15 protein-coding genes and 1 riboswitch are annotated in these 16446 nt (G+C 53.0%); of the genes, 13 read left to right on the top strand and 2 right to left on the bottom strand.

Features of this window, described 5'->3' with window-relative positions; genetic code table 11:
* Positions 1–9: 9 nt before the first annotated feature.
* From ACTHPM_RS13015 to ACTHPM_RS13005, 3 genes are all read left to right on the top strand, one after another.
* Complete coding sequence (locus tag ACTHPM_RS13015) at positions 10–369, top strand: arsenate reductase family protein (RefSeq protein ID WP_440395940.1); 360 nt, start codon at positions 10–12, stop codon at positions 367–369.
* Positions 370–496: 127 nt separating this feature from the next.
* Complete coding sequence (locus ACTHPM_RS13010) at positions 497–1354, top strand: 5'-3' exonuclease (RefSeq protein ID WP_440396248.1); 858 nt, start codon at positions 497–499, stop codon at positions 1352–1354.
* Positions 1355–1580: 226 nt separating this feature from the next.
* Positions 1581–2465: an ROK family protein gene (locus ACTHPM_RS13005; protein WP_440395941.1), complete on the top strand. Its 885-nt coding sequence runs from the start codon at positions 1581–1583 to the stop codon at positions 2463–2465.
* A gap of 88 nt (positions 2466–2553) precedes the next feature.
* On the opposite strand, the gene ACTHPM_RS13000 is transcribed toward ACTHPM_RS13005, so the two are convergent.
* Positions 2554–2853: a DUF3055 domain-containing protein gene (locus ACTHPM_RS13000; RefSeq protein WP_440395943.1), complete on the bottom strand. Its 300-nt coding sequence runs from the start codon at positions 2851–2853 to the stop codon at positions 2554–2556.
* A 198-nt stretch (positions 2854–3051) separates the two neighbouring features.
* Between ACTHPM_RS13000 and ACTHPM_RS12995 the strand changes: the two genes are divergently transcribed.
* Positions 3052–4056: an HRDC domain-containing protein gene (locus tag ACTHPM_RS12995; protein ID WP_440395944.1), complete on the top strand. Its 1005-nt coding sequence runs from the start codon at positions 3052–3054 to the stop codon at positions 4054–4056.
* Positions 4057–4199: 143 nt separating this feature from the next.
* Here ACTHPM_RS12995 and corA read toward each other — a convergent pair whose 3' ends face one another.
* On the bottom strand, positions 4200–5135 hold the full coding sequence (gene corA, locus ACTHPM_RS12990) for a magnesium/cobalt transporter CorA (protein WP_440395945.1): 936 nt from the start codon (positions 5133–5135) through the stop codon (positions 4200–4202).
* 448 nt (positions 5136–5583) lie between these two features.
* Positions 5584–5708, top strand: a riboswitch (SAM riboswitch).
* A 113-nt stretch (positions 5709–5821) separates the two neighbouring features.
* On the opposite strand from corA, the gene metA reads away from it, so the two are divergent.
* The 9 genes from metA to ytxC all read left to right on the top strand — a co-directional run bounded on the left by metA (position 5822) and on the right by ytxC (position 16442).
* On the top strand, positions 5822–6757 hold the full coding sequence (gene metA, locus ACTHPM_RS12985) for a homoserine O-acetyltransferase MetA (protein ID WP_440395946.1): 936 nt from the start codon (positions 5822–5824) through the stop codon (positions 6755–6757).
* A gap of 40 nt (positions 6758–6797) precedes the next feature.
* Positions 6798–7985, top strand: coding sequence for an aminotransferase class I/II-fold pyridoxal phosphate-dependent enzyme (locus ACTHPM_RS12980; protein ID WP_440395947.1), 1188 nt, complete (start codon positions 6798–6800; stop codon positions 7983–7985).
* Positions 7978–9156 (top strand): aminotransferase class I/II-fold pyridoxal phosphate-dependent enzyme, encoded by a 1179-nt coding sequence (locus ACTHPM_RS12975; protein ID WP_440395948.1) that lies wholly within the window; start codon positions 7978–7980, stop codon positions 9154–9156. The genes ACTHPM_RS12980 and ACTHPM_RS12975 overlap by 8 nt, the downstream gene beginning before the upstream one ends.
* Positions 9157–9379: 223 nt before the next feature.
* Positions 9380–10513 (top strand): cyclic dehypoxanthinyl futalosine synthase, encoded by a 1134-nt coding sequence (mqnC, locus tag ACTHPM_RS12970; protein WP_440395949.1) that lies wholly within the window; start codon positions 9380–9382, stop codon positions 10511–10513.
* A 173-nt stretch (positions 10514–10686) separates the two neighbouring features.
* Complete coding sequence (locus tag ACTHPM_RS12965; protein ID WP_440395950.1) at positions 10687–11268, top strand: TetR/AcrR family transcriptional regulator; 582 nt, start codon at positions 10687–10689, stop codon at positions 11266–11268.
* A gap of 52 nt (positions 11269–11320) precedes the next feature.
* Entirely contained in the window at positions 11321–12631 is a 1311-nt protein-coding gene (locus ACTHPM_RS12960) for a cytosine permease (RefSeq protein ID WP_440395951.1), read from the top strand.
* A gap of 4 nt (positions 12632–12635) precedes the next feature.
* Positions 12636–13751 carry a DUF917 domain-containing protein gene (locus tag ACTHPM_RS12955; RefSeq protein ID WP_440395952.1) on the top strand — a complete coding sequence of 372 codons (1116 nt, stop codon included), beginning with the start codon at positions 12636–12638 and terminating at the stop codon, positions 13749–13751.
* Positions 13748–15325 (top strand): hydantoinase/oxoprolinase N-terminal domain-containing protein, encoded by a 1578-nt coding sequence (locus tag ACTHPM_RS12950; RefSeq protein ID WP_440395953.1) that lies wholly within the window; start codon positions 13748–13750, stop codon positions 15323–15325. Before ACTHPM_RS12955 ends, ACTHPM_RS12950 begins: the two co-directional genes overlap by 4 nt.
* A 214-nt stretch (positions 15326–15539) precedes the next feature.
* Positions 15540–16442: a sporulation protein YtxC gene (gene ytxC, locus ACTHPM_RS12945; protein ID WP_440395954.1), complete on the top strand. Its 903-nt coding sequence runs from the start codon at positions 15540–15542 to the stop codon at positions 16440–16442.
* Positions 16443–16446: the final 4 nt, after the last annotated feature.

Genomic DNA, 16446 nt, shown 5'->3' with positions numbered 1-16446 from the left:
CTGACTGAAATGAGTAAACTGGAAATCTATCAGTATCCCAAATGCGGCACCTGCCGCAGCGCCGTCAAATGGCTTCAGGCCCATGGACATGAACTCGAGCTGCATCACATTGCAGAGTCACCTCCCAAGCCGGAGGTTCTGGCAGAGCTGGTCCAGCGGAGCGGACTTCCGCTCAAGAAGTTCTTTAATACGAGCGGCGAAGTTTACAAGCAGCTCGGACTGAAGGACAAGCTGCCCGGCATGAGCGAACAAGAGCAAATCCAGCTGTTGTCTTCGAGCGGCATGCTGATCAAACGCCCGATCGTAACAGACGGCAATCAAGTAACGGTCGGCTTCAAAGAAGATCAATACGAATCCGTTTGGGGATAACAGGAAAGAGCCCAAATGCTCCCCTCAGTTGTGTTATACTAGAGGCAGAATTGCCACCCTGAATAGGGAATAGGGCAGACAAGGGGAGAAACAAAGATTGATACCTAATGATAAACGCCCATCTGTCATGCTGGTCGACGGTATGGCATTATTATTCAGAGCTTACTATGCGACCGCGACAAGCGGGTATATCCGCCGTACGAAATCAGGCATTCCGACCAATGCCATTTATGGCTTCATCCGTTATTTTTGGGATGCCGTTCAAAATTTTGATCCAACCCATGTCATTTGCTGCTGGGATCTTGGAGGCAAAACCTTCCGGGGACAGCAGTTCTCAGCATATAAAGGCAACCGTCCGGAAGCTCCGGATGATCTGGTGCCTCAGTTTTCCATCATCCGTGATGTTATGGACAGCATGGGGGTACCGAATATCGGCGCCGAGGGCTATGAGGCCGACGACTGCATTGGCACGCTCGCTGCGCAGTACAGTAAGGACATGGAAGTCATGATCCTGTCCGGCGACCATGATCTGCTGCAGCTCGTCAGCGACAAGACGACCGTCATTATTATGAAAAAAGGCCACGGCAACTACAAGGTGTATACGCCGGATTCTTTGTATGAGGAAAAGCAGCTTCATCCGCGTCAGATTATCGATGTCAAAGCCTTGATGGGCGATGCCAGCGATAACTACCCAGGCGTCCGCGGCATTGGTGAGAAGACTGCCCATAAGCTCATCCAGGAATTCGGGTCGGTGGATGGCATTCTGGACAATCTCGATCAGGTATCGAATAGCATACGCGCCAAGATCGAAGCGGATATCGATATGCTTCATCTGTCCCGCCAATTAGCGGAAATCCACTGCTGCGTGCCTGTAGCGTGCGAGCTGGACATTTGTGAGCTGTCGCTGGATGAACGGTCGGTAGCAGACAAATTTGAGGAGCTTGAAATGAAGAGCCTCTGCCATCTGCTCGGAGTTGTCGTCTAAATGGCGTTCCAGGCCGTATGATTCAAGCGCTGGGGATGCTGGCATCACGCCGGCATCCTTTTTTTAAGTGATAATGCAGCTACAGGTTCGGGAACCTGCAGAGTGCGCTGACGAATTGACATTTTTGAATGAACTGGGCTATAATGCCCGTGGTTAAGGATAGGATTCATACTGGAAACCTCATGAAGAACAGACAATGAGAATGGTGCAGGAGGGGTTACAAACGATGAGTATTCTGGGAGCAATTGAAGCCGGAGGAACGAAATTTGTATGCGGAATCGGCAAGGAAGACGGAACCGTGCTTGAACGGGTCAGCTTCCCGACGACAACACCGGAAGAGACAATGGCACAGGTCGTCGCTTTCTTCCAAAATAAAGGCGTGGAGGCGATCGGGGTAGGTTCGTTCGGACCGATCGATCCCGTTAAAGGAAGTCCTACATATGGGCGTATTACGACGACACCGAAGCCTTATTGGAGCAACTTTGATATCGTGGGGCATTTGGGCTCGCACTTTCAAGTACCGATCGAATTCGATACGGACGTTAACGGGGCAGCGCTTGGGGAATATACCTGGGGTGCGGCTCAAGGTTACGATAGCTGCCTCTATATTACGGTCGGTACTGGCATCGGGGCTGGCGCCGTCGTTGGCGGAGAACTGATTCACGGATTGTCCCATCCGGAAATGGGCCATATTCTTGTCCGCCGTCATCCGGAAGACAAATTCGAAGGCTTCTGCCCGTATCATGGCGACTGCCTTGAAGGCGTTGCCGCAGGTCCTTCGCTGTCGAAGAGATGGGGAGTTCCCGGTGCGGATTTGACGCCGGATCACCCGGCTTGGGAGATGGAAGCCTACTATCTGGCGCAGGCATTGATGAACTACATCTTGATTCTGTCCCCGCAAAAAATCGTGATGGGCGGCGGCGTCATGAAGCAGCAGCAGTTGTTCCCGCTCATCCACAGCAAGCTGCAGGAGCTGCTGAGCGGATACGTCCAGCTGCCTGCCATTAACGAGAACATTGCCGAGTATATCGTATCTCCGCAGCTTGGAGACAATGCCGGCTTGTGCGGCGCACTTGCTTTGGCCAAGAAAGCGCTGGCAGCAGCGGTTTAACGCAGGTTTGGGATAGGCTCAAAAAATATCGAAACCCAGTTCGGCACCTCTGTGCTGGACTGGGTTTCATTATTTTCAAAGACGTCCCTTAATCCGTAAAATACGGCATGCCGACGACCATGCCGAGAAATTCCCTCAGCTCGGCAGCCTCGGCTTCTCCAAGCCGGAACGCCGATTCAAGAAATCCCGGTTCCTCCACATCATCGGCACCGATGATGGCGCTGATTCCCTGCTGCAAATCGGCTACCAGGCTTTTGCCGTAAAACAGCGCGGTCGTCGTTACGGCGAGATCGAAACGCTTGAGGGAAGGACCCAAAAAGGTAACGAATCGGGTGGACGTCTGCTCCGTGCTGTCTGCTAAAAAATCCAGTTCTCCATCTCGAGGCATGCTGTCCCATCACTCCTTGATTGTCGATTGGTTCTTCCTGATATTATAAAGGAAAACTTAAAGATTATCATTGACCATTTCCGGTGATATGGTATGATCTTGAGTAACAGCATAATCTTATTCGGGGAAGCACCTCTCTTGCATATCAAGGGAGGTGCTTTTTGTTGTGCTGATTTATGTGGTGGAGGTTATTAAGGGATGCAGATCGTATTCATGAATCGTCTGGTCAAAGAAATCGAAGGCGCCGAAAGCATGGCTGAAGTCTGGATTGGCGAGGAGGAAGGTGCCTGGAGGCTCGGATGGCGGGATATGTATGAAGGCGGCGGTATCGGCGAAAGCACCTGGTACGAAGGCAGCTCCTGGAACGAGATGCTTTATATTTACCGGCATGAGCTTGCCGTTAAGCTCGGGGAAGGCTTCCGGCCGCTGATCGACGGCATTTTGCATGAAGAAGAAGAGCACAAGGGAGGGGCGCAGCGCATCCAGAAGCTCTACTGCTACAGCGAGCTGAACGCCAATGAAGAGCTGTACAACGAGCTGTGTGCCTGGAGGCGTAAAAGGGCGGCTTCAGAGCGGAAAGCACCTTATTTTATCGCAACCAACAGGCTTCTGCGGCTGATCAGCACGTTTGTACCGGTAACTTTGGAGGAGCTGATGCAGCTTCCCGGCGTCGGCGATAATAAAGCTGCCGAATATGGGGCGGACGTGCTTGCGATGACGGCTGGCGCGGAGCGAAGCCATGCTTTCCCGCTGGATTGGGTGCAGGATGTACTGGATGGACAAGCCTATGAGTCCTGGATGTACAAGCAGAAGGAAGCGAAATACAAGCAGGATCTGGATAAATACCGGACCCGGCAGATGCTGCTTCGAGGCATTATTGAAGGGAAGCGGCTGGAACAGCTGGAGCAGGAAAGCAGTCTGACGCGGCGTGAGCTGGTGGAATCGCTGGAGCAGCTGGAGAAGGACGGTTATGATGCGGAGCTTCTCATCGCCGGCGAGCTTCAGGATATGCCGAAGGCGGAGCAGGAGGAGGTATGGAACGCTTTCGAAGAGCTCGGGGATGCGCTGCTGAAGCCCATTCTTCACCGGGTATACGGCCAGGAACCAGCAGCTGGTCCCGTGATGGAGCAGCGGTATGAACGCCTCCGGTTGATCCGGATGCGCTTTCGCAGGGAGGCAGAGAGCCGTAGGAATGCGGGGTAGATTGAGGAGCTGCAGTTAATCTAAGAGCATGCGATTGCGGAGAAAGGGAAGCCAATCCAAGGGAGAGAGCAGCGCAAAAAGGACGAGGGGGATAGCCTGGGGCAATCGCACCTTCGTCCTTTGTATCCGGACCCGCGGTTCTCTCAGATCCAGTCTTTTTTCCGGAATATGAGCACCATGCTGATGCCCAGCAGCACCATGACGCCGATAATCGCGTAATAACCATATTTCCAATGCATTTCGGGAATATAATCAAAGTTCATGCCGTATATTCCGGTAATGACCGTCAGCGGCATGAATATCGTCGTAATGGCGGTGAACACGCGCATGATTTCGTTGGCCCGGTTCGCGATACTGGATTGGTAAGCCTCGCGAAGGTTGCCCATCAGGTCGCGGAATGTGTCAAAGGTTTCGGAAATTTTTACGGCATTTTCATAAATGTCGCTGAAATATTTTTGCAGCTGATCATCAATCAGCCGGAGGTCTCTTTTATTCAAGGTGTTGATGAGCTCTTTTTGCGGCCCCAGCACCTTCTTCAACCATAAAATCTCGCTTCGCAAACCGATAATCTCGTTCAGATGGGATTTCTTCGTGTGCATCAGAATGTCCTCTTCCAGCTTTTCGATCTTGGCTTCGATCCGGTCGCCTACAGTAAAGTAATTGTCTACGACAAGGTCGATCAGCAGGTACAAAAAGCGGTCGGGCGTGCTGACTTCCTGTTCCCACAAAATTGGCTTGAGCGAACGCAGTTCGTGAATTTTTTGCTTCGTGACCGTGATGATATAGTGGCGGCCTAAGAAGATGTTGAGTGAACGCAGGAAAATTTCCTCGTCATCGAAACGGATCGAGTTCACAACGATAAAATAATGGCTTTCGTAGATTTCAATCTTGGGACGCTGCTCCTCGTCGCTCAGGCAGTCTTCAACCGCCAAATCATGCAGGGAAAATAAAGGCTGCAGCAGCGCAAGGTCGTCTACATCCGCATCGATCCAGTAGAATCCTGCGGGCGGGGCAGTCAGTGTGGTTTGAATGTCGTCGATCGGGCTGAAAACGCCGTCGTTCACCAACCGGATTTTCATATGATTTCACTCCTCCGTCCCTTCATGCGGGAGGCATGCTCAGGGATATGCTTGATAAGCGCATAGGAAAGAAATCAGCTTCACCGGTCGTAAATGCGGGGATTAGCGGGTGGCCTCGGAGACAATCGCAATGAAAACTTCCCTGTGCCGGCAAGCTGATTTCGTTGCTATGCAGTTGTGTTCATTTGCACTCAGCTTCGGGCTCGGGTCGCCTTCCATCTTTCATGTCACCTCTGTCATATCGGGTTTAAACACTTGTCTAGTATAACGCCGGGCCATGGACCTTTCAAGAAGAAAATGGCGCCTGGATCTACTCGCTTACAGCGTATGACAAAGGCTGGAAATGCGTGAGAAAAAATATGTTAAGGATCGCCCCGGTACTTCTTGACGAGGGATGGGATTATGCTTTAAAGTAATGAACAAGATCAACAAAACTAAATATTGCGAAATCTTATCAAGAGCAGGTGGAGGGACTAGCCCGATGAAACCCGGCAACCGGCGTATACACGCACGGTGCTAATTCTTGCAGGAACATGCTGTGGCACAATGCAGCTGTATCCTGACAGATGAGAGAGGCGTATGAATACACGTGATGACCTTTCTCTATGCTGGAGAAGGTCATTTTTTGTTATATACACCTTGCTCCCCGAATGATTATCGCACCTCAAACAAAGGAGTGTTGAATCATGCCGATTAAAATTCCGGACGCCCTTCCGGCAAAAGAGATTTTGGGCGGAGAGAACATTTTCGTAATGGATGACAGCAAGGCCTATCACCAGGACATCCGCCCGCTGCGAATCGCCATCCTCAACATTATGCCGACCAAGGAAACGACGGAAACGCAGCTGCTGCGGCTCCTCGGCAATTCGCCGCTGCAGGTCGAAATCACGCTGCTGCATCCGCGTTCGCATACGTCCAAGAATACGTCCCAAGAGCATTTGGAGGCGTTCTACAAAACCTTTGACGAGGTAAGGCACCGCCGTTTTGACGGCATGATTATCACGGGGGCACCCGTGGAGCAGATGGATTTTGAAGACGTGAACTACTGGGATGAGCTGCAGGAAATCATGAACTGGTCCAAGACGAACGTCACCTCGACGCTGCATATCTGTTGGGCCTCGCAGGCAGGACTGTACCATCACTTCGGAGTACCGAAATGGGATCTGGCGAAAAAATGCTTCGGCGTGTTCCCGCACACGCTGAATCAGCAGAATGTCAAGCTGCTTCGCGGTTTTGACGAGGTGTTCTATGTACCCCAATCCCGTCATACTGAAGTCCGGCGCGAAGACATCGAGACGATCGACGAGCTCGAAATTTTGTCCGAATCGGAAGAATCCGGCATATACCTGGTCGCCACCAAAGACGGCAGGCAGATCTTCGTTACAGGCCACTCCGAATACGATCCGTACTCCCTGAAATGGGAGTATGAACGGGATATTGCGAAGGGCATGGAGATGGAGATTCCGAAGCATTATTACCCGAACGACGATCCCAGCCGGGTTCCTCCGGCCGTATGGCGTGCCCACGCAAACTTATTATTCTCTAATTGGCTGAATTACTATGTATATCAGGAAACGCCTTATGACATTGAAGATACCGTCGAAATCTGGCCGCAAATTTAACAAGAGCGTGTCCATCACAGCAGAATATGGGGGAGAGAACATGGAGAAGAAACCACTGAACATTGAAAGCAGGCTGGCACAGATCGGATCGTTGGAGGACCCGGCTACGGGAGCGGTGAATTTCCCGATATACCAGGCGACGGCATTCCGTCATCCGAGGCTCGGGCAAAGCACAGGATTTGACTATGCGCGTACCAAAAGTCCGACCCGCAAGGTACTCGAGGAAGCAGCGGCAGAACTCGAATCAGGAGACGCCGGATTTGCCTGCAGTTCCGGCATGGCCGCGCTGCAGACGATCTTTTCGCTGTTCGGCCAGGGGGATCACCTGATTGTATCCCTGGATTTGTACGGGGGAACGTACCGCATGCTCGAGCGGATTTTCGCTAAATTCGGCGTGAGTGCTTCCTACCTGGATACGAACGATCTGGATGCGCTCGAAAGCGCGCGCCGCCCTGAAACGAAGGCGGTCTTTATCGAGACGCCGACCAATCCGCTCATGATGATCACGGATATCGAGAAGGTAGCGCAGTGGGCGAAGCGCCACCAGCTGCTGACGATCGTCGACAATACGCTGCTGACGCCGTTCTTCCAGCGTCCGATCGAGCTTGGAGCCGATATCGTCATCCACAGCGCGACCAAGTACCTGGGCGGCCATAATGACGTTCTTGCAGGATTGATCGTTACGAAGGGCAAAGAGCTGTCGGAAGAAATGTCCTTCCTCCATAACTCCATTGGAGCTGTGCTCGGCGCGAGCGATTCATATCAGCTGATGAGAGGGATGAAGACCCTCGCCCTGCGGATGGAGCGCCATGAAAGTAATGCGGTTGCAATCGCGGAGTTCCTGAAGTCGCATCCCGCCGTTACGGATGTTTTTCATCCGGCATTTCCGGAGCATCCCGGACATGATGTCCAGAAGAAGCAGTCCAGCGGCAACACGGGGATCTTCTCCTTTAAAGTCAAGGATGCCCGTTACGTGGAGCCGATCCTCCGGCATATCCGGCTGATCGCTTTCGCCGAGAGCCTGGGCGGTGTGGAATCACTGATGACGTATCCGGCGGTACAGACGCACGCGGATATACCAGAGGAAATCCGCAAAGCCGTGGGCGTGGACGACAGGCTGCTGCGCTTCTCGGTAGGCATTGAGCATATCGATGATCTGATTGCGGACCTCGGTGGAGCATTGAACTTAGCCGTGGAGGAAATTGAAGGGGGACAACAACATGAGTAACCAGGGAAGTGAACACCAAGGCTCCGGGAACAAGCGGAAGTTCGCAACCAAGCTTCTGCATTTCGGCTCTGAAATCGACAGCACGACGGGAGCATCCAGCGTCCCGATTTATCAGGCATCCACGTTTCATCATGAGGATGTATTCCATCCTCCGGTACATGATTACAGCCGTTCCGGCAACCCGACCCGTCAGGCGCTGGAAGATTATATCGCCCTGCTGGAAGGCGGCGAGCGCGGGTTTGCCTATTCTTCCGGCATGGCGGCCATCTCAAGCACGTTCATGATGCTGTCCGCGGGAGACCACATGATCGTGACAGAGGATGTATACGGTGGTACATATCGACTGCTCACCAGTATCCTCAGTCGTCTGGGCATCGAGAGCACGTTCGTGGACATGACGGATCTGGAGCAGGTCAAGGCGGCGCTGAAACCGAATACGAAAGCAGTATACATGGAGACGCCATCTAATCCCACGCTCAAAATTACCGATATCGCTGCGGTAACCTCGTGGGCGAAGGAGCATGAGCTTCTGACGATGCTGGATAACACATTCATGACGCCGTATTACCAGCGTCCGATAGAGCTGGGCGTCGATATCGTGCTGCACAGCGCAACCAAATTTTTGGGAGGGCACAGCGATGTGCTTGCAGGTCTTGCCGTAGCGCGCACGGCGTCCATCGGAAGGCAGCTGAAGCAGCTGCAGAACGGGCTGGGAACGGTGCTCGGCGTGCAGGATTCCTGGCTGCTGATGCGGGGGATGAAAACCCTACAGGCACGAATGAACCACAGCGAGCAAAGCGCGGCCGTGCTAGCGGCTTGGCTGAAAGGACGTCCGGACATCGCCGGCGTGTATTACCCTGGCTTGCTGGATCATCCGGGCAGGGAAATTCATGAGAAACAATCCACGGGATACGGGGCTGTCGTCTCATTCGATGTCGGCTCTGGCGAACGCGCCAAGCAGGTTCTGAACAAGGTCAGCATTCCGCTTGTGGCCGTCAGCCTTGGAGCGGTGGAAAGCATCCTTTCCTATCCGGCCATGATGTCCCATGCCGCCATGCCGGCTGAAGTCCGCCTTGAACGGGGCATTACGGATGGACTGCTCCGCTTCTCGGTCGGACTGGAAGACATTGACGACTTGATCGCGGACCTGGATCAGGCCCTGCAGGGATAAATCAGGAAGAGCGCCGCTCATCGCGGCGCTTCTTTTGTGTCTATTTTGTGAAAAAAAGACGCTAAATGCCTGGGACAGCGGCATTTACAAAAAAATGGAGTAAGGCAAGAAAGAAAGTGAAGTTTTTCTCAAGGTGAAATTGTGATAAGATGGTGAAGATGGTTTAAGGAAATAAGTTCTAATTAAGTCTATCATTCGCCATATGATAAGGAGGCTGCCGAAGATGAGCACAGTGAACCAGATCTTGGACAAAGCGCTGCGGGGTGAACGTCTGAACTTGGAAGACAGCGTGACCCTGTTTGAAAGTGAAGAAATTGAAAAAATAGGCCACGCCGCCGATATCATGATGAAAAGAAAACATCCGGACCCGATCACAACCTTTGTCATTGGACGGAATGTCAACTATACGAACGTATGCGATACTTTTTGCACGTTCTGCGCATTTTACCGCAGACCGGGACATAATGAAGGCTATTTGCTTCCCGATGAAGTGATTTTCCAGAAAATCAAGGAAACCGAGGACGTGGAAGGCACCGAAATTCTCATGCAGGGCGGCACGAATCCGGATCTGCCTTTCAGCTATTATACCGATTTGCTCCGCGGCATCAAGCAGCGGTTCCCGAATATTACGATGCACTCTTTCTCCCCGGCTGAGATTCGCAAAATGCAGGAAGTATCCGGCCTTTCGCTCGAAGAGGTCATGAGAGAGCTCAAAGCAGCCGGCCTGGATTCACTGCCTGGCGGCGGAGCCGAAATCCTGGATGACCGCATCCGCAAAAAAATCAGCCGCCACAAGGGCACCTGGCGCGATTGGATGGATGTCATGCAAATGGCCCATAAAGTCGGCATGAACACGACCGCGACGATGGTTATCGGCTTTGGAGAAACGATGGAAGAGCGTGCGCTTCATATGCTGCGCGTCCGTGATGCGCAGGATGAATGTGTAGCGAACGGCTATGATTCAAAGGGCTTCCTTGCCTTTATACCGTTTACGTTCCAGCCGGATAACACGAGTCTGAAGCGCGAACGCGAGACGCCGGAAGCCTACCTCAAAACGGTTGCCATCGGCCGTCTGGTGCTCGATAATGTTCCGAATCTCCAATCCTCCTGGGTAACCATGGGCCCAGAGGTCGGCAAATTGTCGCTCAGCTACGGCTGCAACGACTTTGGCAGCACAATGATGGAAGAGAACGTGGTTTCGTCAGCCGGTGCAGTGCATAAAGTCAACATCGCTTCGATCCTCCAGCTGATCCGTGAGGCCGGCAAAATTCCGGCACAGCGCAATACCCGCTACGACATCTTGAAGGTGTTCAACGAGGGAACGGAAATCGAAAGAGATTTCGTTATGCAGAACTAATATACGTTTTAAACGAACATACATTTTACGATCCCGCTTCGTTCGAAGCGGGATTTTTGTATGGATAAAAGTAAACCTAAGATTCTTTTTTAAATTAAGTATTGTATTTTTATGCGTAAATTTGTATAGTTTACTTAATTAACGTTAATTAAAAATGGAGCGTGAACCTATTCATGACCAGGAACAAGCTGAAAGAAGCAGCGCTGCGGCTGTTTGGAGAGAAAGGGTACGATGGTACGGCGCTTTCTGAAATCGCGAAGGAGGTTGGGGTGAAAACCCCGGCGATCTATGCCTTTTACGAGAATAAAGAGGATTTGTTCATGACCGTATTTCGTGATGCGATGCATTCCTACAACACGCACATCGAGGAGCTTTCAGAGGAGCAGGAGGCCAAGAGCGCGCGCGACAGTCTGTATAGAGTGCTGGCAAGACAATATGAGTTCTATCAGAAGCGTCCGGAAGAGAGCGTATTTGTGCTTCGATACGTCGTATTTCCGCCAGCCTTTCTCAAAGAGACGATCGAGAAGGCGTTTCTTCTCTCCGATGAAATGCTCACCAAGATCATCGAAAGCCTGATCGTACAGGGGATGGAGGAGGGATCCATCCGTGATCAGCCCGTGCAGCCGCTCGTGGATTCTTTTCTGAACGTCATGGATGGACTTAGTATGCAATATTTCTATTACAGCTCCAGGGAGATTTATGAGCGCAAGCTGAACAATGTGTTTGAGACGTATTGGAACGGCGTACGCTCCTAAGAAAAATGGGCAAGCATCAACAAGAAAAGCTCACTACAAGGGGATGGGTATCATGAGTGAAGTTAGCCAAGTCAGCAGCAGAGATTCGAATGCACAGGATTTTGAAAGGGAGCCCGTTCCCGCGCATATGCGCAAAAAATGGTTGTCCATGTCGCTTGTCTGGATCGCGATCGGTATCGACTTATCGGCGATGTTCCTTGGGGCAGAGCTTGGAAATGGCATGAATTTGGCCAACTCCTTAACAGCGACGATGATCGGCTCCGTCATTCTGGGACTTATCGGCGCGCTTTGCGCCTATGTAGGCGCAAAAACGGGGTTGTCAACGGCCATGATCAGCCGGTTTTTGTTCGGAAATGTGGGGGCGCGCGTCGTATCGATCGTCCTCGGGATTTTCTCCCTGGGGTGGTTCGGCGTGCAGGCGGGATTCTTCGCCTCGAACATGCAGACGGCATTCCATAAATTATGGGGAATTGATCTATCTCTGGGGCTGCTGTCGTTCATCGGCGGCATGCTGATGATGTCGACGGCGATTTGGGGATACCGCTCGATCGAGCGCCTAAGCGTGTGGTCGGTTCCGCTGCTGGTACTGCTCATTGCAATCGCTATTTTTATGGCTTTTCACAGCCAAGGTACATCGGCCATCTGGGAACCGATCAATGGCACTCCTATCCCGATGGGAACTGCGATTTCGCTGGTGATCGGCATCTTTATCGTCGGGACCGTGCTGTCGCCGGACATCGCGCGCTGGGCCCGCACGCCGAAGCATGCGGTAACTGCGGCATTTATCGGATTTTTTGTAGGGAACAGCTTTATGACGGTAATCGCGATCTTCTTATCCCGTCTGATGGATACCGATGACTTGACGAATATTTTCATTACACTTGGACTTGGTCTGCCTGCGATCATTGTGCTGACGCTTGCCCAATGGACGACAAACACGAATAACCTGTATTCGGCTTCGCTCGGGTTTTCCGTAGTGTTCCAGCGCGTGCCCAAAAAGCTCATTACGATTATTGCCGGACTCATCGCTACATCTTTAGCTGTATTTGGTATCTATGACAAGTTCCTGTCTTTCCTGAACGTGATCACGATGTTCGTGTCTCCGATCGGGGGGATATATACTTCGGAATATCTGCTTGTGGATCGCAAAAAATTCACTTTTGCAGGGATTGACCGGAACAAAAACTGGGTGATTCGTTCTTTGGCCGTGTGGGTGGCGGCAACGCTGTTCGCCTATATGACAACGGCGGCTCCGGATGGCTTCGGCTTGTTCCAGCTGACGCACGTGCCAGCCCTCGACGCATTTATATTCGCCTTCATCGTGCAGTGGATAATCGGGAAAATCACGAGCAAGAAAGGATGACATCATGAATAACTACAAGTTAACGGAATTGAACGAACAAGCGGTCCAGTATATCGCCGTCGGTGCAGCGGTGCTCGGAACCGGCGGAGGCGGGGACCCTCACATCGGCAAATTAATGGCGATGGAAGCCATCCGCAAATATGGACCGGTTCGGGTCCTAAGACCGGAAGATCTGGAGGACGACGCATTGGTCGTGCCTCTGTCGATGATCGGTGCGCCAACCGTCATGAATGAGAAAATTCCCTCAACGGAGCAAATGACGAAGCCGCTGGAGTTGATCGAGAAGGAGCTCGGGTGCAAGGTGAGCGCGGTCATGCCGATCGAAGTCGGCGGGGGCAATTCACTCGTGCCCGTCATCGCCGCGGCGGAGCGGGGAATTCCGCTGCTGGACGCTGATGCGATGGGGAGGGCTTTCCCCGAATCCCAGATGGTAACCTTCCATCTCGACGGCATCGACTGCAGCCCGATCACGATGGCGGATGAACGCGGCAACGCCGTTCTCATGCATGCCATCGATGGCATCTGGGAAGAGCGGATGGCCCGTGCGGTTACGATCCAAATGGGAGGGTCGGCCTCCATCTGCGACTATCCGGTGACGGGCGCGCAGGTGAAGCAAAGCGCGATTCATCATACCTTGACGCTTGCCTACGAAATCGGCAAAACCTTGTACGAATCCAAGGAGCTGAAGCAAAATCCGATCGAGGCATTGCTGAGTCAGCTTCACGGATACGCCTTGTTTCATGGCAAAGCCGTGGACATCCGGCGCCGGACCGAGGGCGGATTTACGCGGGGTGAGGCTATATTCGAAGGAACCGATGCCCAGAAGGGACGCACCATGCGGCTGTTTTTTCAGAATGAGTTTCTGCTGGCGACCGAAGATGGGGAGCCGCTTGCCGTTACCCCCGACTTGATCTCGCTTCTGGATCAGGATACGGGTATGCCGATAACGACGGAGAATTTGAAATACGGAGCCAGAGTCACGGCAGTCGGTTTCCCTTGCGATCCGAAATGGCGGACGGCCAAAGGCCTTGAAACGGTAGGACCGCAATATTTTGGCTATGATACGCCCTATGTTCCAATCGAAGAAATCGCCGCAGCGAAAGGAGGAGAACGTCCATGATTCTGACGATCACAGAGCAGGAGGAAGTATACCGTATAGGAGTCGACGTCGGCGGGACCAATACGGACTCCGCTTTGCTCGATTCCAAGCTGAATACGGTTCATACGGTGAAAGTGCACACGACGCGCGACGTGAACGAGGGCATTGTCGAATCGATCCGCCGGTTGCTTACGGAAAGCGGCGTGAATCCTGCGCAGGTCCGTTACGCCATGCTCGGCACGACACACTGCACCAATGCCATCGTCGAACGCAAGCATCTGGGCAGAGTAGGCCTGATCCGGATCGGTGCGCCAGCAACGACCTCGATCCCGCCGCTGGCGGACTGGGATGATGCGCTTAAATCCGCAGTCGGTAACCATGCCTACGTCATCCGCGGCGGGTATGAATACGATGGACGCGAGATCGTTGCTCTCGATGAAACGGAAATTGCGGACTGCTTCCTCCGGATGAAAGGGGAGGTCGACGCCGTGGCGATCTGCGGTGTATTCTCGCCGGTGAACGCGGCGCAGGAGAAGCGCATCGAACAGCTTGCCAAGCAGGTGCTGGGAGAGGATATGCCGGTTACGCTGTCCCATCAAATCGGAAGCATCGGGCTTCTCGAACGCGAGAACGCCTCGCTGCTGAACGGCGCGCTGCTTCGCGTCATTGCGGGGGTCGTTCAAGGCTTCGAGCAGGCGCTACGCAGCTTCGGCATTGACGCAGGCGTCTACATCTGCCAGAACGACGGAACGTTGATGCGCAGCGAATATGCGCTTCGATACCCTATTCTGACGATTGCCTGCGGACCGACGAACTCCATTCGGGGCGCGGCGCATCTGTCAGGTTTGAATGATGCCTTGGTTGTCGATATCGGCGGGACGACGACGGATATCGGCGTGCTGGTCCAGGGCTTCCCGCGCCAGTCTTCGGCCGCGGTAGAAATCGGTGGCGTGCGCACCAACTTCCGCATGCCGGATATTCTTTCCATCGGCATTGGCGGCGGGACGATCGTTCGCCAAGATGCCGCACGCGAGGCCGTAACCGTCGGACCGGACAGCGTCGGGTATGAGCTGCTGCGGCGCGGCCGCATTTTCGGCGGCGATACGCTCACGGCGACGGATGTCGCCGTAAAGCTGGGACGCCACACATGGGAGGGCGCGCTGACGGATGCGCTCGACGAAGACGTGTGCCGCCAAGCGGACGAGATGATCACGCGGGACATCGAGGATGCCATCGACCGGATGAAGACGAGCGCCGAGGCCGTGGATGTCGTACTCGTCGGAGGCGGAAGTATCCTTGTCGCCGATAAGCTCGAAGGCGTCGCACGGATCGTGAAACCGGATCACTATGATGCGGCTAATGCGATCGGCGCTGCTCTGGGCGAAGTGAGCGGAGAGACGGAGCGGATCTATTCCCTGGACGATATGACTTATGATGAGGCCATGTCGGATGCAAAAAGCCATGCCATGGAGCAGGCGGTTTCCGCCGGAGCCAGCCGTGACACTGTTCAAATCGTGCTGACTGAAGACATTCCGATTGCTTATTTGCCGGGAAATGCGCTCCTGGTCAAGGTCAAAGCAGCAGGACGGTTATAGGCTGCATTTCATCACACAGCTCCTTCCTTTGCCGTTCATGGCGAGGAAGGAGTTTTTTTGGCATTTTATACGTATACTACAAACCCGAATGCCAACAATTACATGCCCGGTACAACCTGAGAAATGTTAGCCTGTTTTCCATTGATCACTCCCGTATATCCCCCCTGCATACACATATACTTTGTAAGAAGGATTATTGAAAGGAGTGAACTCCATGGAACTGTTCAGCATTGCAGCCCAAATGCCTACTCCGCAGGAAGCGGAGCGATATAGAAGCACGGTTGCGGAAGCGAATCAGGTTTTACATAAAAAGTACAAATCTTTAGCCATCAGCTGTACGGTCCATGAGGACATGATCATTTGGAGCTGTCGTGAAGACGACCCGCGCTTTTTCAAGGGGAATCAGCTGCAGCAGGTATATGAAACCGCGGCCCGGGCGGTGGCGGAATACATTTTGCAGGATAAGGAGCAGCGCCTGGTTGAGCATATATTGGAGGAGGAGTTCGATTTTCCGGATCCGGAGGAGCGAAGCCAAATTCTGAAGCACTGCAGCATGACTCTGGAAAAAAGCCAGGAGCTGAATGATTCATGGAGCCGGCGCTCGGATATGCTGGTACAGGGCATCAAGCAGTGCTTGACCGAGAGGCCGCTGCTTCATGTGGATGGATTTCTGACCTTTCGGTCCCGGGCGTACATCAAAGAGTTAAAGGAAATCGTGGAATATGCAGTGGATGAATTTTTAATGGACCGGCAGTATGAGGAGTTTGTTGGCATGCTGAAGTATTTCGTATATTTTCAGCAGCCGCAGGTCCCGCTCGTGCATGTCATTCATAAGGGGGGCCAGGATCTGCTGCTGCTCGATGAGGACTTGAATCCCCTGGATTACCGTGTGGACGAAGGCGTCGTGGTCGAGCGCCTGGACCAGCAGGATTTGCAGATGGAGGATGCCGTGGTCACCACGCTGATTTCCGTTTCTCCCGCCAAAATCGTCATCCATACGCGTGAGCCCCAGATGGCCGTCATCCGCACGTTAACGCAAATTTTTGAGGACCGGGTCGAGATATGCAGATATTGCCCCGATTGTCACGCCTATTTCCGGGAAACGGGGAAGTTATGACTTG

The organism is Paenibacillus sp. SAFN-054, from assembly GCF_051966755.1.
In the GTDB taxonomy this organism is placed as follows: Bacteria; Bacillota; Bacilli; order Paenibacillales; family Paenibacillaceae; genus Paenibacillus_AQ.
Note: the sequence above shows the minus strand (reverse complement) of the source record. Positions and strands in the feature narration are given on the sequence as shown.